The organism is Longitalea luteola (assembly GCF_017356035.1).
Lineage (GTDB): Bacteria > Bacteroidota > Bacteroidia > Chitinophagales > Chitinophagaceae > Niastella > Niastella luteola.
Genome location: NZ_JAFIQX010000004.1, coordinates 288,355 through 310,255, shown reverse-complemented (window position 1 = coordinate 310,255; position 21,901 = coordinate 288,355). Strand labels below are relative to the sequence as shown.

The 21,901-nt window shown below is 46.1% G+C and carries 19 protein-coding genes; 11 read left to right on the top strand and 8 right to left on the bottom strand.

Annotated elements, in window-relative coordinates; translation table 11 throughout:
• Nucleotides 1–88: 88 nt before the first annotated feature.
• The 7 genes from JUB15_RS12690 (at nt 89) to JUB15_RS12660 (ending at nt 9,305) form a co-directional block, all read left to right on the top strand.
• Nucleotides 89–3,280: a SusC/RagA family TonB-linked outer membrane protein gene (locus JUB15_RS12690; RefSeq protein ID WP_207512862.1), complete on the top strand. Its 3,192-nt coding sequence runs from the start codon at nt 89–91 to the stop codon at nt 3,278–3,280.
• A gap of 25 nt (nt 3,281–3,305) precedes the next feature.
• Nucleotides 3,306–5,273 carry a RagB/SusD family nutrient uptake outer membrane protein gene (locus JUB15_RS12685; protein WP_207512861.1) on the top strand — a complete coding sequence of 656 codons (1,968 nt, stop codon included), beginning with the start codon at nt 3,306–3,308 and terminating at the stop codon, nt 5,271–5,273.
• Between the two features lie 230 nt (nt 5,274–5,503).
• Nucleotides 5,504–5,848: a hypothetical protein gene (locus JUB15_RS12680; protein WP_207512860.1), complete on the top strand. Its 345-nt coding sequence runs from the start codon at nt 5,504–5,506 to the stop codon at nt 5,846–5,848.
• Nucleotides 5,849–6,054: 206 nt separating this feature from the next.
• The gene (locus JUB15_RS12675) at nt 6,055–6,297 is read left to right on the top strand and encodes a hypothetical protein (protein WP_207512859.1); all 243 of its coding nucleotides are present in this window, start codon (nt 6,055–6,057) and stop codon (nt 6,295–6,297) included.
• 517 nt (nt 6,298–6,814) lie between these two features.
• On the top strand, nt 6,815–7,453 hold the full coding sequence (locus JUB15_RS12670; RefSeq protein WP_207512858.1) for a hypothetical protein: 639 nt from the start codon (nt 6,815–6,817) through the stop codon (nt 7,451–7,453).
• A gap of 27 nt (nt 7,454–7,480) precedes the next feature.
• On the top strand, nt 7,481–8,611 hold the full coding sequence (locus JUB15_RS12665; RefSeq protein WP_242696326.1) for an L-dopachrome tautomerase-related protein: 1,131 nt from the start codon (nt 7,481–7,483) through the stop codon (nt 8,609–8,611).
• A gap of 226 nt (nt 8,612–8,837) precedes the next feature.
• A complete protein-coding gene (locus tag JUB15_RS12660) occupies nt 8,838–9,305 on the top strand; it encodes a DinB family protein (RefSeq protein WP_207512857.1) in 468 nt (155 codons plus the stop codon).
• A gap of 138 nt (nt 9,306–9,443) precedes the next feature.
• Here JUB15_RS12660 and JUB15_RS12655 read toward each other — a convergent pair whose 3' ends face one another.
• The 6 genes from JUB15_RS12655 to JUB15_RS12630 form a co-directional block, all read right to left on the bottom strand.
• A complete protein-coding gene (locus JUB15_RS12655) occupies nt 9,444–10,151 on the bottom strand; it encodes a DUF92 domain-containing protein (protein ID WP_207512856.1) in 708 nt (235 codons plus the stop codon).
• Nucleotides 10,152–10,317: 166 nt separating this feature from the next.
• The gene (locus JUB15_RS12650; protein ID WP_207512855.1) at nt 10,318–10,791 is read right to left on the bottom strand and encodes a DUF4920 domain-containing protein; all 474 of its coding nucleotides are present in this window, start codon (nt 10,789–10,791) and stop codon (nt 10,318–10,320) included.
• Between the two features lie 867 nt (nt 10,792–11,658).
• Nucleotides 11,659–12,549 carry a patatin-like phospholipase family protein gene (locus JUB15_RS12645; RefSeq protein WP_207512854.1) on the bottom strand — a complete coding sequence of 297 codons (891 nt, stop codon included), beginning with the start codon at nt 12,547–12,549 and terminating at the stop codon, nt 11,659–11,661.
• A gap of 339 nt (nt 12,550–12,888) precedes the next feature.
• Complete coding sequence (locus tag JUB15_RS12640; protein ID WP_207512853.1) at nt 12,889–14,136, bottom strand: RNA polymerase sigma factor; 1,248 nt, start codon at nt 14,134–14,136, stop codon at nt 12,889–12,891.
• Between the two features lie 76 nt (nt 14,137–14,212).
• Nucleotides 14,213–14,557 carry a YciI family protein gene (locus tag JUB15_RS12635; RefSeq protein ID WP_207512852.1) on the bottom strand — a complete coding sequence of 115 codons (345 nt, stop codon included), beginning with the start codon at nt 14,555–14,557 and terminating at the stop codon, nt 14,213–14,215.
• Nucleotides 14,558–14,601: 44 nt separating this feature from the next.
• The gene (locus JUB15_RS12630) at nt 14,602–14,949 is read right to left on the bottom strand and encodes a YciI family protein (RefSeq protein WP_207512851.1); all 348 of its coding nucleotides are present in this window, start codon (nt 14,947–14,949) and stop codon (nt 14,602–14,604) included.
• Nucleotides 14,950–15,256: 307 nt separating this feature from the next.
• Between JUB15_RS12630 and JUB15_RS12625 the strand changes: the two genes are divergently transcribed.
• The gene (locus JUB15_RS12625) at nt 15,257–16,207 is read left to right on the top strand and encodes a hypothetical protein (RefSeq protein WP_207512850.1); all 951 of its coding nucleotides are present in this window, start codon (nt 15,257–15,259) and stop codon (nt 16,205–16,207) included.
• A gap of 148 nt (nt 16,208–16,355) precedes the next feature.
• On the opposite strand, the gene JUB15_RS12620 is transcribed toward JUB15_RS12625, so the two are convergent.
• Both JUB15_RS12620 and JUB15_RS12615 read right to left on the bottom strand, forming a co-directional pair.
• Nucleotides 16,356–17,264 carry a DMT family transporter gene (locus tag JUB15_RS12620; protein WP_207512849.1) on the bottom strand — a complete coding sequence of 303 codons (909 nt, stop codon included), beginning with the start codon at nt 17,262–17,264 and terminating at the stop codon, nt 16,356–16,358.
• 10 nt (nt 17,265–17,274) lie between these two features.
• The gene (locus tag JUB15_RS12615; RefSeq protein ID WP_242696325.1) at nt 17,275–18,081 is read right to left on the bottom strand and encodes a 2,3,4,5-tetrahydropyridine-2,6-dicarboxylate N-succinyltransferase; all 807 of its coding nucleotides are present in this window, start codon (nt 18,079–18,081) and stop codon (nt 17,275–17,277) included.
• 281 nt (nt 18,082–18,362) lie between these two features.
• Between JUB15_RS12615 and JUB15_RS12610 the strand changes: the two genes are divergently transcribed.
• The 3 genes from JUB15_RS12610 to JUB15_RS12600 all read left to right on the top strand — a co-directional run bounded on the left by JUB15_RS12610 (nt 18,363) and on the right by JUB15_RS12600 (nt 21,724).
• Nucleotides 18,363–18,932 (top strand): L-threonylcarbamoyladenylate synthase, encoded by a 570-nt coding sequence (locus JUB15_RS12610; protein ID WP_207512847.1) that lies wholly within the window; start codon nt 18,363–18,365, stop codon nt 18,930–18,932.
• Between the two features lie 119 nt (nt 18,933–19,051).
• Nucleotides 19,052–20,056, top strand: coding sequence for a glycosyltransferase family 9 protein (locus JUB15_RS12605; RefSeq protein ID WP_207512846.1), 1,005 nt, complete (start codon nt 19,052–19,054; stop codon nt 20,054–20,056).
• Between the two features lie 105 nt (nt 20,057–20,161).
• Entirely contained in the window at nt 20,162–21,724 is a 1,563-nt protein-coding gene (locus JUB15_RS12600; protein WP_207512845.1) for a CCA tRNA nucleotidyltransferase, read from the top strand.
• Nucleotides 21,725–21,901 lie beyond the last annotated feature (177 nt).

Here is a 21,901-nt window from a genome sequence, read left to right as displayed (position 1 = left end):
ACCATTCATTTACGAACGGTGTCCTGCGTCGGAAGCTGCTTCCGCATGCGGGAACAGGACCGTTTTTTATTTAAAAATTGCAAGCTATATGAGATTAACGATTGTCAACTCCGGGGCATGCCTATTGCCTCTGCTCTTGCTTAGTCAATTACTCCTGTTTTCCCCGGCAAGCGCCCAACAGAACAGCACTGTGACCGGTGTTGTTTCGAATGAAAAGAACCAGCCACTGGGAAGCGTTACAGTGGTAGCGAGAAACGCAACAACCAATTTTACGGCTGGTACTACTACTGATTCTTCCGGCGTGTTTACGTTTAACAATTTACCAGCGGGCGGCCCGTACAACTTTTCATTTTCAGGGGTGAGTTACCAGGCGCAAAACCTGAACGGTTATAACCTGAAAGGCGGCGCCTCGCTGTCACTCGTGGTCACCATGAAAGAAATTGAAAACACGCTCGATCAGGTGGTGGTAGTAGGTTATGGAACGCGTAAGCGGTCAGAGGTGACCAGTTCTATCGTAAGTATCAATTCAGAAGAAATACGCTCGCGGCCCGTGCAGAATGCCGTGCAGGCATTGCAGGGCAAGGCAGCCGGTATCGACATTACATCGAACGAGCGGCCGGGTGAAGTAGGCAATGTGCTCATCAGGGGTGTACGTTCCCTGCGGGCAAGTAATGCGCCTTTATATGTAGTGGACGGTGTTCCACTCAGCTCCGGTGGTTTCAATCCTGCTAATCCCAATTCTATTTCAAGCGGCGGCATCAGCGCGGTAAATCCAAACGATATTGAGACCATTGATGTGCTGAAAGATGCTTCTGCAACCGCCATTTACGGTTCAAGAGGCGCCAATGGGGTAGTGCTGATCACCACCAAGAAAGGGAAGAATGGTTCGCTGAACCTCGACTATGTAGGAACGGTAACGGTTGAAGATATTCAGGACCGCATGGAGTTAATGAATTCGGCGCAATACATCGAATTCCGCCGCGATGCTTACCGGCGCATCAGGTACCTGGGTGGTACAGGTGCGTCCTATCCCGATGTTCCCACAGAAGCGGCTGACAAAGCTATCTTTGGCGCTGATGCTTATGCCTGGGCAAATGTGCAGAAAGGCTGGGCAAATGGCGCATGGGATGGCAGCCTGGTGCCAACCACCGACTGGAGAAGAATGGTAAAACAAACAGGTATTACGCACGACCATATTGTAAGTGTAAGCGGCGGTTCTCAAAAAGTGAAAGCATACGCCTCTTTTGGGTATCTGAAGCAGGAAGGTACACAGCTGGGACAGGACTACACCCGCTATTCTTCCAAATTCAATATCGATATCAATCCCGTTAAATGGTTTTCCATGGGTACCAGTATTACCGCTACCTATGGCCTGCAGAACTTCGGCTTTGCTACCACCAATGCTACGGGCCCCGGTTCTTTATACGCAGCTGCCGCCGGTATGCTGCCTTATGCCATTCCTTTTGATGAAAATGGAAAACGCATCAATCTGCCCGGTGGTGATATCAATATCAACAACCCAATTGGTGAAGATAAATACAATGTGAACCTGCGTAAATCCCTGCGGGCGCTGGGTGCTTTCCACCTCGAATTCATGCCGGTGAATGGATTGCGTTATCGGTTGACCTTTGGTCCCGATTTCAACAATTACTATAATGGCCGCTGGATGGACTCTATGTCAGTTAACCGTGGTAGTGGGCAGCCTGGCAGCACCAACTATGCACAGTTGAACCAGAACAACAATTTCGCCTGGACCCTCGATCACCTGTTGACCTATAATAAAACGATTGGGGATGGTCATGATATCGGCGCTACTTTCTTATACAGTTCTACCAGTGTGCGGCAGGAAGCCTCAACGATGACCGCCACCAAATTGCCCTGGGCCAGCCAGAAATGGTATCAACTGAATTCTGTGTCGGCGCTGGATAATTTCAGCAGTAACCTGGTAGAGAATTCCATGCTCTCGTACATGGGCCGTGTCACCTATGGTTACAAGGGCAAATATTTTATAGATGCGTATACCCGTTGGGATGGTGCATCGCCACTGGCGCCCGGTAAAAAATGGGATATGTTCCCGGCGGCTTCAGTGGCCTGGCGCATCAGCCAGGAGCCATTCATGCAGGAAGTTACCTGGGTTAACCAATTGAAGGTACGGTTTGGTGTGGGAACCGTAGGTAACGCTGCTGTTGACCCATATACGACGCTGGCCCCGGCGCAAACATTATATTATACCTGGGGCGGCGTGGTGGAACCCGGTTATGTGTCATCAGATGCTTCTTCAGCTAACCCAACTTCTATGCCCAACCCCAACCTGAAGTGGGAGCGTACTACGCAAGCCGACCTGGGCGTCGAGTTCCGCCTGTTCAATGGACGTATAGACGGATCTATAGATCTCTATTCTTCCATCACAAGAGACCTGATCATGCTGCGTCCCATTCCTTCACCAACCGGTTATATGCAGAGCCTCGACAATGTGGGCAAGACCGGCAACAGGGGAATAGATATCACGCTGAATACAGTGAATGTGCAGCAGAAGGATTTCTCCTGGTCAACCACCCTGAATTTCTCTGCCAACCGTGACCGTATCATAGAAACCGCCAATGGAAAGATGGATGATGTTACCAATCTGTGGTTCCCCGGCCAACGCCTGAACGTGATCTATGATTATGAGAAAGAAGGCATCTGGCAGGAAGGCGATAAAACTGAAATGGACAAATTCAACGCGAACCTGCCCACCGCCAGTCATTTCAAACCCGGTACAATAAAAGTGAAAGATCAGAATGGCGATTATAGAATAGATGCGAATAACGATCGGCGTGTGGTAGGCAATCTGCAGCCCAGCTGGAACGGTGGCCTGGTAAATGAAGTTACCTACAGGAACTGGAGCCTGAATGTATTTGTTTTTGCCCGTTGGGGGTATTCCATTCAAACGGGCCAGGAATCGTTACAGGGACGTTTTGCCCAACGGGTGCTGAACTACTGGACGCCTGCGAACCCCACGAACGATTATCCGTCGCCGAACTATAGCAATGCATCCGGCGATCCTTACCGTTCAAGCATGAACTACCAGGATGGTTCATTTATCAAAATAAGAAACATTACCCTCTCGTACCTGCTGCCCCGGGGAGCCATCAATAAACTGAAAATGAAGAATTGCCGCATTTATGCACAGGCATTGAACCCCGGTTTGATCTACTCGCGCATCGACTGGATCGATCCGGACCTGGGCGGATCAACCTGGAACAGAGGTTTTGTATTTGGCGTGAACGCCGGTTTTTAATTACTAACGATATAACTCTTACATAATGAATTGCTCCAAAATATTATTCTCTGCAAGTGCAATAGCCTTACTACTGACGGTGGGAGCCTGTAAAAAATCTTTTCTCGATGAGAACCTGATCACCGCAAAGAGTACCCAGGATTTTGAGACCCCAACGGGGCTTGATGGTCTGGCCACTGGGTTATACCAGAACCTCCGCTTTCATTTCAACTACGAATGGGCTTATGTGAGCACCAACTATGGCGTTGATGAGTTTACCGTGGGCGGCGACCCGATCATGCAAATGTGGAATTCATACGATGCCAACCTGAATTCGCTTACAGGCGATGCAAGAACCATCTGGGACAATATGTATGGCGGTATCAACTCTGCCAATATTCTTATTGAGAACATTCCCATCTATTATGGCGATGGCCCCAACAGGAACACGCGGTTGGGCGAAGGTTATTTTATGCGCGCCTTTAATTATTTCAAACTGGTAAATCAATACGGCGCTGTGCCGCTTAAGCTGAGCCAGTCAAAAAGCGTGGAATTTGAGTTTACCCGCACGCCGGTTCCCGAAATATATGAGCAGATTATAAGCGATATGAAACAGGCGTACGACCTGTTGCCGGCCACACCGGCGCAAAGAGGCCGCATTACCAAATGGGCCGCTGCACATTACCTGGCAAAGATCTCGCTGTTCAGGGCCAGTGAAGCCAACAACAGCTGGAACAGTGCTACCAGGGCCAGCGACCTGGATAATGTGATCAAATATGGTACGGAAGTGATCAATGCAAGCGGCCATAAACTGGCTGCCAATTTCAGTGACCTGTGGAATTATACCGGTCCGGATGCTGCAAATGAAACGAATGCCGAAATAATTTTAACGGCTCAATTCTCCAACAATACTTCTACCCAGGGCCGTTTCGGCAACCAAATGCATTTGTATTATCCGTCGGTTTATCAGAACCTGCCTGGTATGGTGCGTGACCTGCCCGGCGGCCGTGAATTCCAGCGCCTGCGGAGTACCGACTATGCATTGGATGTTTATGACCGCGTAAACGACTCCCGTTTCTGGAAGAGCTTTAAAACAAGGTATCTCTGTAACAATCCGAATGGTGCGCCAAAATGGGATACGGCCTATGCACCCTCACTGGCGCTGGCAGGTAAGGCAAGGTTCGCCGGCGGACAGGAATCAATTCTTTATATAGTCAACAACGCCGGGGATACGCGGTATACGTCTACAAACATCAATTACCGTGCTCCGCATATGTTCGTCCGTTATTTCAGCGGACAACCGGAGAATATGCTCGGTGGCCATGGTAATTACAGCGCATCCCGGTATGTAGGTTTGTCGAAATTTGCCGATGGATCAAGAGATGCGGTCGCCTCGCAGTTTGGCCGTCGGGATGGCATCCTGGCCCGGCTGGCTGATACTTATTTATTGGTGGCAGAAGCGTATGGCCGCAAGGGACAGTATGTAGAAGCATTGCCCTTCATCAATGCCCTGCGCGACCGGGCTGCTTACAAGAGTGGGGAAGACCGCAGCGCTTATGTAGATGGCGGTGTGGCCTATAAGACAAATACGGCCGCCAATACCGCCACCTTTGTGTCTTATTCCGACAAGAATACCTATTACGAGTCGAACAACGATATGCCGGTAACGACAGCCAGTACACTCAGCGAGATGCATATTAACAGTGTAAATGACATTTTGAGCTCAACACGCGAGTTCTATGGCAAACTGAATGCTGCCAGTGATGCAGATAAGTTCCTTGCATTTATCTTGAATGAACGTTCGCGGGAACTGATGGGCGAGTTACACCGCTGGGAAGACCTGGCTCGAACCAGGACGCTCATAACGCGTTGCCAGGCCTTTAACAACGAGGCCAAGCCTTCCCCAAAAGATTACCTGCGTCCCATACCGCAAAGCTTCCTGGACGTTATAAAAACGGAAGGAAGGCCATTGACCGCGGAGGAAAAAACAGCGATGCAAAATCCTGGTTGGTAAATTTCGATTATACAACAGTGTTCTGATGGGTGTGCCATCCCGGTGATAACCGGGGTGGCACATCTCTTTTATGGGAATTCTGCATTATGACGTACGGGATTATTCGAAGTAACCTTACTATATTCAAAAACACTTCATAATACATCGAAATATATATAATATTTGGCATTGCATTTGCGTAAAAACTGACATACTTTGCAGAAGTATACCTAATATCTAATCCATTACCGATGAAAATGAACATCCCTTTTACCGTGTGCATCATGGCCTTCATTGCATCATGCTCGGTTTCGTATCAGGCCCAGAAAACCGTATGGACAGTTAAGGAGGTGCAGGAAAAATTTAATAAGGATTCGGCCAAATTCAATGCTAACTGCGTTCTTTACCGCGGCTCCGACAATCAGGCGCATCATTTTTTAAGTCAGTTTACTGACAAATGGGTATTTCTCACCATCAAAAAAAATGAGCTATCGATCACTGAAGAGAAGCCTTACAAGGTAGATTCAGTGGTTAAACTGGGCTACTATTACGTAGATCCCAACAATCATTTTGCAAAGATCCGGGACTTTAACTAATTACCCATACCTGAACAGGTAAATATACGTGTTGTATGATACACTGTTTACCAGGTATGATCTCACATAGGCACAATTTTTCATGGTACAGCCAGAACAGATTGTGTCCTATGTGCTTAAAAAAAATATAATCCGCGGCATTGCTTTTGTTTTACCTAATTTTTATATTACCATAACAAATCCGTATTCATTAAAAATCCAGTACCATGTGGAAATCACTTGCCTATTCTCAAAGAGTTTGCCAGGGAGATAAGATCAGATTCAACAATGCTCCACGCGAAGTTGGCCCACAAACTTTATTTCAGGTAGTAAAAGCAGATGAACATTATTTTGAAGTTTGTCCCATTTCACAGGAATGTGACACGCTGCTCGATCTTGTTACCAAAAAAATTGTGCGGTACTTCGATCTTGGCTATTATGTGCAGGCAGAGATATGGAATGATGAGTAGTGATGAGCTGATAGTCCCTGGTTGAGCACGGTTCCATATTTGATCTCCGGTTATATCTATTCCAACCCCTTCCAACTGCCCTAACACGATCCCGGCCTGTAGCACTATTTTCGATATAACGTAAGATGTAAATAGGTGTGATGGTATGTCTTTTCACCAGCTGACAGCCTGTTGTCTTTCCAGGAAAGGCCATGAAACAGGGCTCACAGAAAAAATTATGCCCGGGATGGCATGAATTTGTCAATGATATTGTGCAGTGTTTGCAACAAAACTACTTTGTTGCGGGTGATTTTTTGCTCCACTTCCATAATGCCCCATAATATTTTTTTTCTTCCATTCCTTGCATTACCTTAGTATCACTACGGTAATTCGCTGTATGTCTATACTGTTTTCCCAGTCATTTTTCCAGACAAATTTATTTACTCATTCATTTGTTGGTATTCTTTTAAGGTGAGGCCTGGTAGGCTGGCATGGCTATAGTAGTGATCTATTAATAAAAGAGAATCGTCTACAAAACATGCGCGAAAAAAATGTGATGAAGGATCCATGGTTGAGGGATATAGTTCCGCAACAGAAAACGGGTCAATCTTCATTTACCCATAGCCGTATCAGTTGCCGGAACAACAACCATGCAAAGGAATGTTTTCATATTGCAGCGGACAGATTGCGGAATGTGAACCGGTGGAATGATTTTGCCGGAAAACCGACCGCCGCCTTCCAGGTCTTTGATGAAACCGGTAATTCCGTTTACCGGCCTGTTCAGAAGAATGATTATATGCGCATCAATATTCCGGGTCCCGGCAATCCGGATAGTGATGGCGGAGACTGGGTGCAGGTGATTGAGCTGGGAGAAAAACAGGCTGAACAGCAGCAGTTGGCGTTTTTTACGGTACGGGCGGCTTCCAATCCCATGGTCATTGCAACCGAGGCATCGCATTTTTTTGATCAGCCCGCCACCTCAACGTTTGTAGTGTATCGCAGACAGCTGACCATTATGGCTGCCGTATTTGGCCGAAATGAGCATTCGAACCTCCGGACGCCGAACATTATAACCAGGATCCGGAACTGGTTGATCTATATAGGAGCACAAATGGGTTTAGCTAACTTGCAGTGGAAAGCGTTGACCCATGGATTATTACACTATAATCAGTCCTGAGCTCCTGTTAACTAAAAACGACGATCTATGATACGCACAATTTTACAAAGTATTTGCTGCCTCTTTTTTTACTTTTCCTTTACTTCCTGTGATAAATTTCCCTGTGAGCCTGAGCTTGACCGGTTGAAAACGGTATTTGTCGATGATACGTTTCAATTGACCGGTGTGGCCATTTCGCCTGAGGAGCGGTTATTCGTGAATTATCCTTTGTGGTCTGATATCTATAAATATGCCGTAATAGAAGCCGGTGGCGGAAACAATAAGCAACCCGATGACAAAAGTTGGGATACGAAACATCCATATCCCAATCTGTATATGAACAGCTGGCAGGCAGGGCAGAATGGCAAAGACAAATGGGTTTGCGTGCAGGCCGTGTATGCCGATGAAAAGAATTACCTGTGGGTAGTTGATCCCGCATCGCCTAAAATGACAGGGGTTTATCAGAACAGCCACAAGCTGGTAAAGATCGATCTGGCCACCAATAACATCGAGCGCACTTATTTTTTTGAAGGCGTGGCAGGTGCACAAAGTTATATCAACGATGTGCGGGTTGATAACCAGCGCCAGTATGCATATTTAACCAATAGCAATGAAGGCGGCATAATCGTGCTGAACCTGGCATCGGGTAATGCCCGCCAGGTATTGCAGGATCACTATTCCACCAAATCTGATCCGGCATTTAAATTCATTATCGATGGGCAGGAATTGATGAAGAACGGCCAGCCGGTAAAGATCCACTCAGATGGTATAGCGCTTACGCCTGATGGCGACTGGTTATACTATAAACCGTTAACAGATGATAAATTGTATCGCATCCGCACCGAATTCCTGCGCAACGATACCATGAGCAGCGCCACGCTGGGCACAAAGGTGGAAGACCTGGGCCGTTTTGCCACCACTGATGGAATGATCTTCGATAAAAAAGGCAATTTGTATATCGGTGACCTGCAGAACTATGCTATTAAACGCATTTCGCCTGATCTTAAGATACAAACCCTGATCAGGGATGAAAGGCTGATCTGGCCCGACAGTTATTCCATTTCAAAAGATGGTTACCTGTATATCAGCTGCTCGCAAATACACAAGCAACCGGAGTATAATAACGGAGTGAACAAACGAACATCGCCCTATACGATCTACAAACTAAAGCTGCCCTGATCGTATTCATTTCATTTAAAAAACTATTTTTATGATCGAAGGAATTGTAGGGATCATCGCAGTTATAGGAATAATCATTTTCCTGTTTGTTGCCTTTAACAAAAAGAAAAAAGGGCAGGACCTGGGAGAGCGGGATCAGCAGTGATTTGTTTGAGGTAAATATTGGTTTGTCAAGCAGTTTTTTTCGTAATTTTTCAGAATATTGTTGAATTCAAAAAATACTGCTATGAACCTTTCCCAACAGATCGCTACCAATTTCAGATCGGTGTATTTCGGTGGTAACTGGACAGACGTAAATTGTAAGGACAGCCTTGCAGGGGTCACGTTTGAGCAGGCCACCAGGCAGGTCTATAACTGCAATACCATTGCTGCGCTCGTTTTTCATATGAATTATTATGTGAGCCGCGTATTGAAAGTGTTCCGGGGGCAACCACTGGATGCGCATGACAATAATGCTTTTGATCTGCCACCCATTCAATCGGAAGAAGACTGGCAGAACCTGCTGAACCAGTTCTGGAGCGATGCAGAGGCATTTGCCATGGAAATTGAAAAATTACCCGAAGCCAGGTTTGAAGAAATTTTCGTGATGGAGAAATATGGTAATTATTACAGGAATATTCATGGCATCATCGAGCACAACCATTACCACCTCGGACAGATCGTGCTGCTGAAAAAAATAATGGCGCAGGTTTAAATACGATTTCTGATTTCTGATTTCAGGATTTTCGGATTTTATTCAATTTAAGTATTCAAAGAAATCTCGGAGTCTCAAAATCCCGAAATCCCAAAATCTCGAAATCACGAAATCTCGAAATCACGAAATCTCGAAATCTCAAAATCTTCCTATCATCCCTACGACAGCCGCAATTAATGTATTGAGAAAGTTCACCTGGTCATTCTTCAACCAGCCTTTTCGTTCAAGCGAGGCGCCGAGAACGGAATCGGCTATGTTGCCCGTAAATCCGGCGAATACTATCCAAAAAGCCGCCACGCTGTACCCATAACCGGCCATATAGATCAGCGCGATCAACATGCTGCCGGCAATACCCCACAGGGTGCCTTCCACACTAATTACGCCATCGAGTCCGCAGGCGTCTTTTTTAAATGTAAGGATGTTATAGAACGATTTGCCATATACGCTTCCCATCTCAGATGAAAGGGTGTCGGCGCAGGCCGATGCCAGGGAGGCAGCGGCTGCCAGTTGCCATAACCCCGCCTGTTGTGGATATAACCAGGCCAGTAAACCAGCCAGCGCGGCAACACTGCCATTGGCCAGCACCTGACCCGCAGTTCGCTGGCCTTTGTTCTTTTCTGCTATGCCCAGTTTTTCTTTTTTTCGGCGTCCGAAAGCAGTAGCTGCCGTGCCGGCCACAAAGAAGGCGCCTAGCATAACGATGCCGGTGATTCCGGCGCCTTTGTACAGCAATGCCGCCAGGCAGCCGCCTGTAAGCGCTCCAACTGCGGTTAATTTGCGCAAAACAATGGTGGCTGCTATCATGGTGCCGATAAATAACAGCACAATACCGTCGGTTATATGCATCGTGGCAAACTACTGCATGGGCGGCAAATGACCAATATTTATCTGCCTGGCAATACCGGTTGCCGCACTTTGGTGGGTACAGCCGTCATGGATTCCAGGAGGGCGATCAGGTCGGCTTTTTGTGTTTGGCAATTATTTGCGGAGTGCTATTATGTGAATTCGAAAATCACTCAACAACCGTAATGCCGGTTGCAGTAAACCGAATTTCTTTTTTGGGCTGGGTGATGGCGTTGATCTCTGCCGCTGATTTTTTAGCGTCTTTCGCATAGTGCTGCAGTTCGCTTACCGGCGTCGTGATCATTTTTACCTCTCCATCCATTACAATGGTCTTGCCTTTAACTGCTGTGGGCAGAAAGAAAGCATAGTCCTTCATTTTAACAAATGCAGTGGTGCTGTCGTTAACAGCCAGCTTTAACCAGCAGCCTTTTTTCGGACAAACATCCAGCACCTTTGCTTTTACTTTGGTGTTGAAGGATTCTTTTTCCTTAAGTTTAGCCGGAATTTCGGCAATATCTATAGCGTTGGCAGTTTGTACTTTCTCACCATACCAATCGCCGGGACTGGCATTTCCTGCAGGAGGCTGAGCCGCTGCATGTATAATGCTACAGGCAACGAGTGCCGATAATAGTAGTTGTTTCATGTAACAAATTTAATTGAAAAGTTTTACAGGTCAGCCTGTTGCGGTTGAACGGCGTGAAATTAACAGAAGACGCAGGATGAGGTGGTAACGATCGGGAAATCGATTTACGCAGGCCGTAAAATAGCAGTTGTATCCGGAAAAATAAATATATAAGGAGGGCAAAAAGCTAGGAAATCGTAAGTATTATATTTTTTGTTTTAGTGTGCGGAATGCTGAGAGAAGAAAATAAAGAAGGGTACGGATCAATACAAATCAGGTAAACAGTGTAATTAAAAACGGGACATTTGGTGAAAAGGGATTAGGGACAGGAATAATAAATACGAAGACGTGACATGGCTGATCGGAAGATAGCCGGTTGACTAGTATCCCGTAGCTGCAATCATTACTCAACCCAATGAGATAATCATAAGAGAGTTAGTGGTTTTATCCGGACTATGGATTATATTCCTGGTTTTTCATTATTCATTTCCGGAGCATATCGCTGTGTTATGGGGGTACTTGTAAGTTACAAAAATTTTCAATACAACGATTATTTAGCATACGATTTAATGTTGGCGTTAGTAGGGTTTTGATCTTCGTCAATGCGTTTAGTGCACCACAGTCACCAATATCATTTATTTTACTTATAACCCAGCATTTTTGTTGGGATAAATAGTTTTTGTACATTTATTAGTAACCCCCATCCTGTAAAAATACAGTTACCTACATCTCCTTGAACCGAAAAACCTGTATGAACAAGGTGTTACTTAACGGTAACGCCTTGTTGCTTTTCGGGCTCGTGCTTATGTAGTATCTCCCATGACATATAAATAGTAAGCCATCTGCGCCGGCAGATGGCCTAAAAAAGGATCGTAAATAAATTCCGGATCATGCGTTTACGGCGATGCCTAAATAGGCTTCGGTATAGTATACGCCTGATTTATACAACTGTTCTTTTTGCTGCTGCGTAATGTGAAAATCGGTGGCGGCAATGCCGAAGTCATCTATCCGCACGGTTCTTTTTTCCATGGATTCATCGTTTTCAAAATCGATGTCCTGCGAATCGAGCAGGGTTTCGAACAATGCCTTGCAATAAGCGATCGGCTGGTCGTAGGCGATCGTACCGGGCTTTTTATTGCCATTGCGGTCGTATAAAAAGAAACCCAGCGTTTGCGGGTTGTCCGGCGCCTGTGGGGTATCGAAGACGGTGAGCGGATAGTTCAGAACTACACCGCCATCAACATAAATATGATTGTCGGGCAGGTTATTACTGAATTTCCACGCTTTGAAGAATAATGGGATCGACATGGATGCTCTCACTGCTTCGCAAACAGGAACGTTGGGCGTATCGAGGTGGGAGAATTGTTTGATGTCGTACATGTTGAGATCCGTAGCGAATACGAACAGGCCGATGCCATTTTGCTCGTACAGATCGGCAAAGCTGGCATTGGCGCCTTTAACCGATTTATTGGCGATCATCTTTTGTATCCATGCCAGGAAGGTATTGCCTTTATATAAACCGTATTCCGTGGGCAAACGAAGGGGATCCCAGCCGTCTTCAAACTGGCTGAAGTCCATGCTCATGATGATGGACTTAATTTCAGGGGCGGTATAACCCAAAGCTATCAGCGTAGCTGTAATAGCCCCAGCCGATGTGCCGGCTACCTGTTTAATTCGGGACATAATACCGCAATCGGTCAATACCTGCAGCGCACCGGCATAAGCGATGCCTTTTACGCCACCTCCTTCAAATACCAGATTGGTGTAGTTGTACGTCATTTGTTACGTTTTAATGGTTAATGTAATAAAGGCAGTTATGGAGACCGGGTAGCGGAATGAAGGTTGTTTTCCGGAGAACGAATGAGGTAAGTGGTTGTCAAAGGTTGCATTATTTCCCCGGTTATGCAAAAGAGTTAATCGTATTTTCCCGGCCACGCGCCAGCGCTAGAACAATTTTGCCTTGCAAATGAATGCAAGGTTTGCCCTTCAGTTCATAAATTGATCGTTGTCATGTTAATGTTGGGGTGGTGAGTTTTGGCGGGCAGCGCGATTGTCAGCGCTGCGGTATATTTCATGAGCACAACCTGTCCCGCTTTGCGGGATTAGCAAATTATCACATCAGCACATTGGCTTTCCGATTCCGTCAATCTTTCGCTGAATGGTTTGTTTATCGGTAGCCGTTTTCGCCAGCGCCAGGGCCTGCTCATAATGATGCCGGGCTTTATGAGTGTCGATACCGGTATACAGTTCGCCCAGCAAAGTGAAATAAAAATGATTGTTGGTGAGTTGTAATTTTTCCGCTTCGATGATGGCTTCCTGTTTGCCATTGGCTTTTGACAGGGCAAAGGTGCGGTTAAGGGCTGCCATGGGCGAGTATTCAATTTGTAACAGCCGGTTATACAGTTGTAAAATATTCTCCCATTTTTCCCGCGTATCGTCTTTCTGCGTATTCCAGTAGGCAATGGCTGCTTCAAGGTGATATTTGGAAAGCTGTTCTCCACTGGCAGACAAATTCAGGTAATAAGCGCCTTTGCTGATGAGATCGGTATCCCACAGGGTGGTATCCTGTTCGTCGTACAGTACATATTCGCCATTCTTGCCGATGCGTGCTTCAAAACGCGAGGCGTGAAAGCACATGAGCGACAATAACGCATTCACCGCCGGTTTGTTGGTGTATTTGTTCTCTACCAGCATATAACATAACCGCATGGCTTCAATGCACAATTCTTTGCGAAACACCTTATTATTGCTGATAGAATAATATCCCTCACTGAACAGCAGGTAAATTGTTGTAAGCACACTGGCCAGTCTGCCCTCAAGCGCTTCTGCCGGAGGCAGTTCAATGGAGATCTTTTCTTCCCGCAGTTTTTCCTTTGCCCGGAACAGCCGTTTGTTAATGGTTTCTTTATTGGTGAGAAACGCATCGGCGATTTCTTCAATGCCAAAACCGCAGAGGATGCGCAGCGATAAACCGATCTGTGCTTCCGGCGGGATCGTTGGATGGCAGATGGCGAACATCATCTGCAGCTGGCTGTCATTGATGTTCTGAGGCGACAGATCGATCTCGTAATCGGGCAGGGTGGCGGTATCATTCCGGTTCGATGTTTCAGGAATGACCTTATTGGCGAAAGTAGTTTTTCGTTGCAGGTAATTCCTTGCCTTGTTTTTCGCTACCGTGTACAACCAGGCCACCGGGCTTTCGGGAATGCCCTGCAAGGGCCAGGTTTGAGCAGCGCTCATAAAAGTGTCGCTTGCAATATCTTCTGCAATTTCAATTTGGTCGAAACCAAAACGTTTGCAAAGGACAGCGATCACTTTCCGGTATTCCGTTCTGAATAAATGTGGTATTAACGCTGATTGCTGCATATTTGAAAGCAAATTTGTCAAACAGGCCAACATGGCGCCGGCCCATTTGACAAATTTGGCGCATTTGGCTGGTAACTTATTGCACCTGACTTATTTCTCTTACTTCCACATTGCCACCGACGGTTAACACGGGACAACCTTTTGCCAGTTCAATAGCGGCATCGTACGATTCGGCTTTTACAATGGAATAACCACCTATTGATTCTTTGATCTCTGCATACGGACCGTTGGTTATGGTGCCGTCGCTCTTGATCACTTTTCCTGAAACTTCAAGCCGGTTACCGCGGTTCCCCAATTTATTCTGGGCCGCAATACTGCCGATCCAGTCCATCCAGCGTTTGCTCAGAGCCTGCATTTCTTCAGCAGTAGGCTTTGGCATATTATTGAAGTCGGTGCGGTAAACCAATAAATACTCCTTCATATTCAGTTGTTGTTTAAGAAAGTGGTTGTTGTATCATGACCATGTTACACATCGTGTTTATCGATCTTTCTCACCTCCACGCTGTTTCCTTCGCCCAGCAGTACAGGGCTGCCTTTGGCAAATGCAACAGCTTCATCAAATGAATCGGCTTTTACTATGATATAGCCGCCTATAGTTTCCTTGATCTCGCCAAATGGTCCATCCGTAACGACCCCCTGTGACCAAACCACTTTACTGCCTTCGAACGGAAGGCCATTACCACCCACGAATTTCCCTTTGGCAGAAATGCCGCCGATCCATTCCATCGTTTGGTTCATCCAGATCTGAATTTGCTCCGGCGAAGCTATTTTATTTCCGTCTTCGTGCCGGAAGATCAACATGTACTCATCCATTTTTTCAGGTTTTTAGTTATTGAATATAATTATTATATCCTTATTACAATTGAGGAGGTCGCGATTGGACAATGAATTCGAAATTTTTTTTCATTGCCTGCGACTAGAAAAATACAGCTGAACGCTAAACGCGGAACGCAGAACGCAAGGCCCTGAAACGTGTAACCTGTAACTCCAAAAGAATTCGGATCTGAACTTTGAACTTTAAACTTTGAACAGTAAACAGTGAACCATTCATGTATTCTAATTTTTCTTTTGGGTAATATGACGTAACTTATGAGACACAAAAAATTTTAAAACTAAAGCTATGAGAAAAGCAGCGTTACTCAGCCTGGTATTCGTTGCGTGTGGGTATGCAACGAATGCTCAACTCTCTGTTACTCCAAGAGTGGGTCTTGAACAAGCTTTCACCTGTGTACAGTACAATAACACTTCTGGTATTAAACCCATGTCGTCCAATTTCTCCCCGCAAATTGCTTTACGAATGGATTATCTCTTCAACAAAGCACATGGGCCATTTGTAGGTGTGGCGAGCAACCGTTCTGTGGTTGAATACATGTTCACCAATCCTGAAACAGGCGACAAAGAATTCTCTTCTTCTCATGGCGACTGGAAACTGCGCCTCGAGGCCGGTTACCAGGTTAGCAGTAAACCAATTGCATTAAGTAGAAACGCCAGCCAAACATCGGCCACAAAAGCACCCAAAGCCAAGCAAAGCCCCTGTGCGGCGCGGCTGAACAACGCCAAAGCGGCTCTAACGCAAAAACCGGTCATGAATATGCGCATTCAGCCTTATGCCGGAATGGCCTTTGTGCCCAATGCACAAACCGCCATCAGCAGCGTCATGCAGGCCAGCGAAACGGTTTACCAATACAGCGCCGGCAACTGGAATACCGCTTTTATTACCGGCGTTAATTTTGCTTTTGCCAAAGGAAATATAAATAAGTATGTGGTGGGCATACAGTACCTCAAAGGCATTGGCAATATGGGTTCAGAAACTTTGACCACTGCATTGGATAACAAACAGCTCAATACACAATTATCTTCTTCAGCTGCCGCCTGGAATATAACCGTGGGTATGCCGCTCAGTTTCAAAAAAGACAAACAGGTTATGCCTGCAAAAGCCGTAGCACCGGCTAAAGAACCGGTTAAAACAGCAACGCCCATGATAACAGAACAACCCAGGAAAACGGAAGCACCTGCGCCTGCTAAAAAGTCTTGTGGATACTATAAGAGCAGGTGTTCGAAATGGCAGTAAGCTTAATTTGATAATTAGCAAATGTGATGATGTGATAATGGAATACCGCATAATTTGATAATTAGCAAATGTGATAATATGTGATGATTGCATGTTGATTATTGGAACTGTATCAATTATCACATTATCAAATTATCATATTATCAAATTATCTTTTCCAGCCAATAAGAATAACACCAATGATGACGAGAACCGTACCGGCAATTTGTGCGGGAAAGATCTTTTCGCCCAGGATGAAATGTGCCTGGATGATCGTGGAAACAGGGCCGATAGCGGAAATAATGGCTACGTTGTTGGAACCGATCCGTTTCATCCCGTTCGACAGGAGAAAAGTAGGTAATACCGTTGCAAGAACGGCCAGCAGAAGTCCATAACCAACATGGGTGCCGGCTTCCCGCAAAAGCTGCAGGCTGCCACCGCCCAATGCAAAGTGGATAAAGACGCCGGCGGTGGAAGATAACATGGCATACGCCGTAAAACGGGTAACGCCCACCGTTGGTATCATGCGGCCGCTGCCAACAATGTAAACACTGTAGGTGATAGAACAAAGAAAGATGAGGAAACTGCCCCAGATAAAATCAGGATTACTGATATCGATGCTTAATTCGCCGATATAGGCAATACCGATGCCGATATAGGTGAGCAATAAAGCGATCTGTTGCGTGCGAACGACAGGTTGTTTAAAAACAAAAGCGTTGATGAGCACGGCAAAAGTGGGGTACAGGAAAAGAATTAACCGTTCCAGGCCGGCCGTAACGTATTGCAGTCCTACAAAATCGAACAAACTGCTGAGGTAATAACCAAAGATACCGAGACCGATAACGCCCAGCCACTGGCGGATTGTTAACGGTTTAAGGCCTTCCTGGCGGGCAAACCAGATGGCGCCAAGATAAAAGGGAAGGGAAAAAGTCATCCGCAGCATAAGCAGGGTAAGGGCATCCATGGACGTGTTCGCAAATGCCACTTTTACAATGATGGCCTTTGTTGAAAACAGAATGGAGCCGATTATCGTAATGAGGAATCCCGCTAGTGTGACCGTATGTTTTTTCCCTTCCAAATAGTATGTCTTAAACAGATACGTTAAAATCTCTCAGCGCATCATTCAAACTTGTTTTCAGGTCAGTGCTTGGTTTACGCTGACCGATGATGAGCGCACAACTAACATGATATTCTCCGGCAGGGAATTTTTTCGCATAGGTACCGGGGATCACCACGCTGCGGGCCGGAACCCGTCCTTTGTATTCAACCGGCTTATCGCCGCTTACATCTATGATCTTGGTACTTTGGGTCAGCACCACGTTGGCGCCGAGCACCGCTTCTTTTTCCACCACTACACCTTCTACCACGATACAACGGCTGCCGATGAAACAACCATCTTCCACAATAACAGGGCTGGCCTGTAAAGGCTCCAGAACGCCGCCAATGCCTACGCCACCGCTTAAGTGCACGCCTTTACCAATTTGGGCGCAGCTGCCTACAGTAGCCCAGGTATCAACCATGGTGCCTTCATCAACATAAGCGCCGATGTTTACATAAGAAGGCATAAGCACCACGTTTTTGGCTACATAAGCGCCATAACGCGCTACAGCGTGCGGCACGGCGCGAACACCCAACTCTTTATAATTTTTCTTCAACAGCATTTTGTCGTAGAACTCAAAGGGCTCCAGGTCCCAGGTTTGCATGGGCTGAATGCCGAAATACATCAAAATTGCCTGTTTTACCCACTCATTCACCGTCCATTTGCCATCCGTGGGCGAAGCCACCCGTAAACGGCCTTTATCTACTTCTTCAATAACAGCTTTTACCGCATCGGTGTATTTCTTTTCTTTTAATAACTCGCGGTTGCTCCAGGCTTCGAGTATCAGATCTTGCATTTTTTTAATTTTTTGCAAACATACAGTACAGATCATAAAGTGTTTTGAATAAGTAGGGCTTTTTGGCGGTTTTTATTATTTTTATCGCTTTATTTAACCCCTTGACTATGCGTTTATTGATCTATATCCTTTGGGCACAAATCTGTTCAAAACCAATGGACGATACTATGCGGCCTATTATGAAAACGATTCCCGCAGGCTGAGTATCTCGAAGTTTTAAACAGCATTACCCGTCTTTTTCAGGTGGCGGGCTATTGGCATTTTGACATTACATTTGCACCATGGATTTTTCACACGATATTGATCATTGTTTAAAAGTGTTACAGGGTGGGGGATTGATCCTTTACCCCACAGATACCATTTGGGGCATCGGGTGCGATGCTACCAATGCGGCAGCCGTTAACCGCATCTTCCAGTTGAAACAACGGCCCGAATCGAAAAGCATGATCATTCTGTTGGCCGATGAAAAAGAGCTGATGCAGTATGTGGCGCATATCGATCTGCAGGTATTCGATTACCTGGCAAAGACCAAAAAGCCTACGACGGTCATTTATGACGGGGCCATCGGGCTGGCAGATAATGTGATCAACGCCGATGGAACAGTAGCCATCCGGATCGTAAAAGACCCTTTCTGCAGGCATTTGATCAAACGGTTCCGTAAACCAATTGTTTCTACATCGGCCAATATCTCGGGCGACCCGTCGCCGGCCCTGTTCACCGACATTATGCCCGCCATCTGGCAGGGCGTGGATTATATTGTACACCACCGGCAGAAAGAAACTACGCCACATGCAGCGTCATCGATCATTAAGTGGAACAAGGATGGGAGTGTAACGGTCATAAGAGAATAAATTATAGTTTATGGTTTATGGTTTTTAGTTTATAGTTCTTTCTCGGCGAGCTTAAAATTAATTTCCAGCCTCAAGGTTCGGCACAACCATAAACTATAAACAAGAAACAATAAACATTCATGAAGTTTCTCATAATACAAACCGCCTTTATCGGAGATGTAGTACTGGCCACCGGCATCATAGAAAAACTGCACCAGCATTTTCCTGATGCCGACATTGATTTTATGGTACGAAAAGGCAATGAAGGCTTGTTGTTACACCATCCGTATCTGCATGAAGTGCTGATCTGGGATAAAAAGAACGGTAAGCTGAAAAACCTGTGGAAATTATTAGGAACGATCCGGAAACGCCGCTATGATAAAGTGATCAATGTACAGCGTTTTGCCGCCACCGGTATCCTCACTGCTTTTTCCGGCGCCCGCGAAACCATCGGGTTCGATAAGAATCCGTTCAGCTGGTTGTTCACTAAGAAAATAAAACACGTTATCAGTGATGTGCATCATCCTGTTCACGAAGTGGACCGCAATAATGAACTGATCCGTGATTTTACCAATGACCAGGTTATGAAACCCAGATTGTATCCCGCAGCGCAGGATATGGCAGCCGTGCACGTTTACAAAAAACATCCTTATATCACGATCTCGCCTGCATCGGTTTGGTTCACGAAACAATTCCCGAAAGATAAATGGATCAGCTTCGCCAGACAGGTGCCGGCCCATTATACCATCTATTTATTGGGGGCGCCCGGCGATATTGCACTGGCAGAAGAGATCCGCACAGCGGATATTCCCGCAACAGTGGTTAATTTATGCGGAAAGCTTTCCTTTTTGCAATCGGCTGCTTTGATGCAGGACGCGGTAATGAATTACGTCAACGATTCAGCGCCCATGCATTTTGCATCTTCCGTAAATGCACCGGTCACCGCTGTGTATTGTTCCACCCTGCCTTCATTTGGGTTCGGACCATTATCAGACAAACGGTTCATCGTTGAGATACAGGGGCCATTACCCTGCCGGCCATGCGGATTACATGGTAAAGCTGCCTGTCCGCTCGGCCATTTTAAATGTGCGTATGAGATAACCGATGCGCAGCTGCTCGAGACTATGCAGAAGGCTGAAGGCTGAAGCCATTCACCATTCACCATTGACCATTGACCATTGACCATTGACCATTGACCATTCACCCTCCAACTGCTAACAAAAAATTATATTTGCAACAAGCAATATACAATGGATATAAAGTGCACTGAAAAGGAGCTGTTTGTATTTAAAAAGATCGCCCATGCTGCAGAGGAACTGGGCGTGCCTGCCTATGTAATTGGTGGTTTTGTTCGTGATAAGTTATTGGGCCGTCCTACCAAGGATGCCGATATAGTATGTGTGGGCGATGGCATTCAGCTGGCGCATAAAGTGGCTGAACGGTTTCATCCAAAACCTGCTGTTTCCTTCTTTAAGAATTTTGGCACAGCACAAATAAAACTGAGACATTTCTACGAAGAACATCCCGGTGAGGTAGATCACAGTCATCTTACCGGTGAGAACGGTAAACAGGATGAGCAACCCGCAGCAGAGGCACCGGGTGAAGAGCCTGCTCATGTGCAGGAAAAATCTGCTTTGGAAATAGAATTCGTAGGTGCCCGTAAAGAAAGTTACCGCTATCACAGCCGCAACCCTGAAGTGGTGCCGGGTACCTTAAAAGATGATCAGGACAGAAGGGATTTTACCATCAATGCCATGGCCATTTCTTTGAATGCCGCCGATTATGGCAAACTCATCGATCCTTTTAACGGACTGCTCGATCTGGAAAAAAAGATCATTCAAACGCCGCTCGACCCCGGACAAACATTCAGCGATGATCCATTGCGTATGATGCGCGCCGTTCGCTTTGCTTCGCAATTGCATTTTACCATTGCGCCTGCAACTTTTCAAAGCATCAAGGACCATGCAGAGCGCATACGCATTATTTCACAGGAGCGCATTACCGAAGAGCTGAATAAGATCTTATTGAGCGCCAAACCTTCTATCGGTCTGGATCTCCTGTACCAAAGCGGTCTACTGCATATCATTTTCCCGCAGCTCGTTGATCTGGCTGGCGCCGAGTATATCGATGGGCTCGGCCATAAAGACAATTTTTATCACACTTTACAGGTAGTAGATAATATCGCCCGCCACACCAATGACCTTTGGCTGCGCTGGGCTGCCTTGTTGCACGATATAGGGAAACCGGCTACCAAGAAATTTGAAAAAGGACATGGCTGGACCTTCCATGGCCATGAAGTAGTGGGTGGCAGAATGGTGCCACGCCTGTTCACCAAACTGAAGCTGCCACAGAACGAAAAACTGCGTTTTGTGCGCAAGCTGGTAGAACTGCACCTGCGGCCTATTAGTCTGACCAAAGAAAATATCACAGATTCTGCCATACGCAGATTATTGTTTGATGCGGGCGATGATATCGATGCATTGATGATGTTGTGTGAGGCAGACATTACATCAAAGAATAAGCAAAAAGTCATTCGTTTTCTGGAAAACTTTGAGCTGGTGCGCCACCGCCTCAAAGAAGTGGAGGAGAAGGACCGCATCCGCAACTGGCAACCACCCATTACCGGTGAAATAATTATGGATATCTTTGGACTTCCCCCCTGCAAAATGGTGGGCGACCTGAAAAACGCTATCCGGGAAGCCATACTGGATGGAGAAATTGATAATACGTACGACGCCGCATACGATTTTATGATGAAAAAAGCAGCAGAGTCAGGACTGCAGGTTGTCAAAAAGAACGCTGCCGGCAAATAAGGGCCGGTACGCCGGCTACGCGGCTTTTTCCTGGTCTAATTATGGATTTATTTGCATAAATCAATATGACTGTGTATGTTCGGGCATTTTGTTACTATGCAAATGCAGCTTAAATTGCATACTTTGATAGTTGGGGAATTGTCTTATTTTTGACGCTGGGGCAAACGAAATGGTGGA

Coding starts and splice junctions, on each gene's coding strand:
- JUB15_RS12690 (WP_207512862.1), top strand. CDS start 89: ATGAGATTAACGATTGTCAACTCCGGGGCATGCCTATTGCCTCTGCTC.
- JUB15_RS12685 (WP_207512861.1), top strand. CDS start 3,306: ATGAATTGCTCCAAAATATTATTCTCTGCAAGTGCAATAGCCTTACTA.
- JUB15_RS12680 (WP_207512860.1), top strand. CDS start 5,504: ATGAAAATGAACATCCCTTTTACCGTGTGCATCATGGCCTTCATTGCA.
- JUB15_RS12675 (WP_207512859.1), top strand. CDS start 6,055: ATGTGGAAATCACTTGCCTATTCTCAAAGAGTTTGCCAGGGAGATAAG.
- JUB15_RS12670 (WP_207512858.1), top strand. CDS start 6,815: ATGCGCGAAAAAAATGTGATGAAGGATCCATGGTTGAGGGATATAGTT.
- JUB15_RS12665 (WP_242696326.1), top strand. CDS start 7,481: ATGATACGCACAATTTTACAAAGTATTTGCTGCCTCTTTTTTTACTTT.
- JUB15_RS12660 (WP_207512857.1), top strand. CDS start 8,838: ATGAACCTTTCCCAACAGATCGCTACCAATTTCAGATCGGTGTATTTC.
- JUB15_RS12655 (WP_207512856.1), bottom strand. CDS start 10,151: ATGCATATAACCGACGGTATTGTGCTGTTATTTATCGGCACCATGATA.
- JUB15_RS12650 (WP_207512855.1), bottom strand. CDS start 10,791: ATGAAACAACTACTATTATCGGCACTCGTTGCCTGTAGCATTATACAT.
- JUB15_RS12645 (WP_207512854.1), bottom strand. CDS start 12,549: ATGACGTACAACTACACCAATCTGGTATTTGAAGGAGGTGGCGTAAAA.
- JUB15_RS12640 (WP_207512853.1), bottom strand. CDS start 14,136: ATGCAGCAATCAGCGTTAATACCACATTTATTCAGAACGGAATACCGG.
- JUB15_RS12635 (WP_207512852.1), bottom strand. CDS start 14,557: ATGAAGGAGTATTTATTGGTTTACCGCACCGACTTCAATAATATGCCA.
- JUB15_RS12630 (WP_207512851.1), bottom strand. CDS start 14,949: ATGGATGAGTACATGTTGATCTTCCGGCACGAAGACGGAAATAAAATA.
- JUB15_RS12625 (WP_207512850.1), top strand. CDS start 15,257: ATGAGAAAAGCAGCGTTACTCAGCCTGGTATTCGTTGCGTGTGGGTAT.
- JUB15_RS12615 (WP_242696325.1), bottom strand. CDS start 18,081: ATGCAAGATCTGATACTCGAAGCCTGGAGCAACCGCGAGTTATTAAAA.
- JUB15_RS12610 (WP_207512847.1), top strand. CDS start 18,363: ATGGATTTTTCACACGATATTGATCATTGTTTAAAAGTGTTACAGGGT.
- JUB15_RS12605 (WP_207512846.1), top strand. CDS start 19,052: ATGAAGTTTCTCATAATACAAACCGCCTTTATCGGAGATGTAGTACTG.
- JUB15_RS12600 (WP_207512845.1), top strand. CDS start 20,162: ATGGATATAAAGTGCACTGAAAAGGAGCTGTTTGTATTTAAAAAGATC.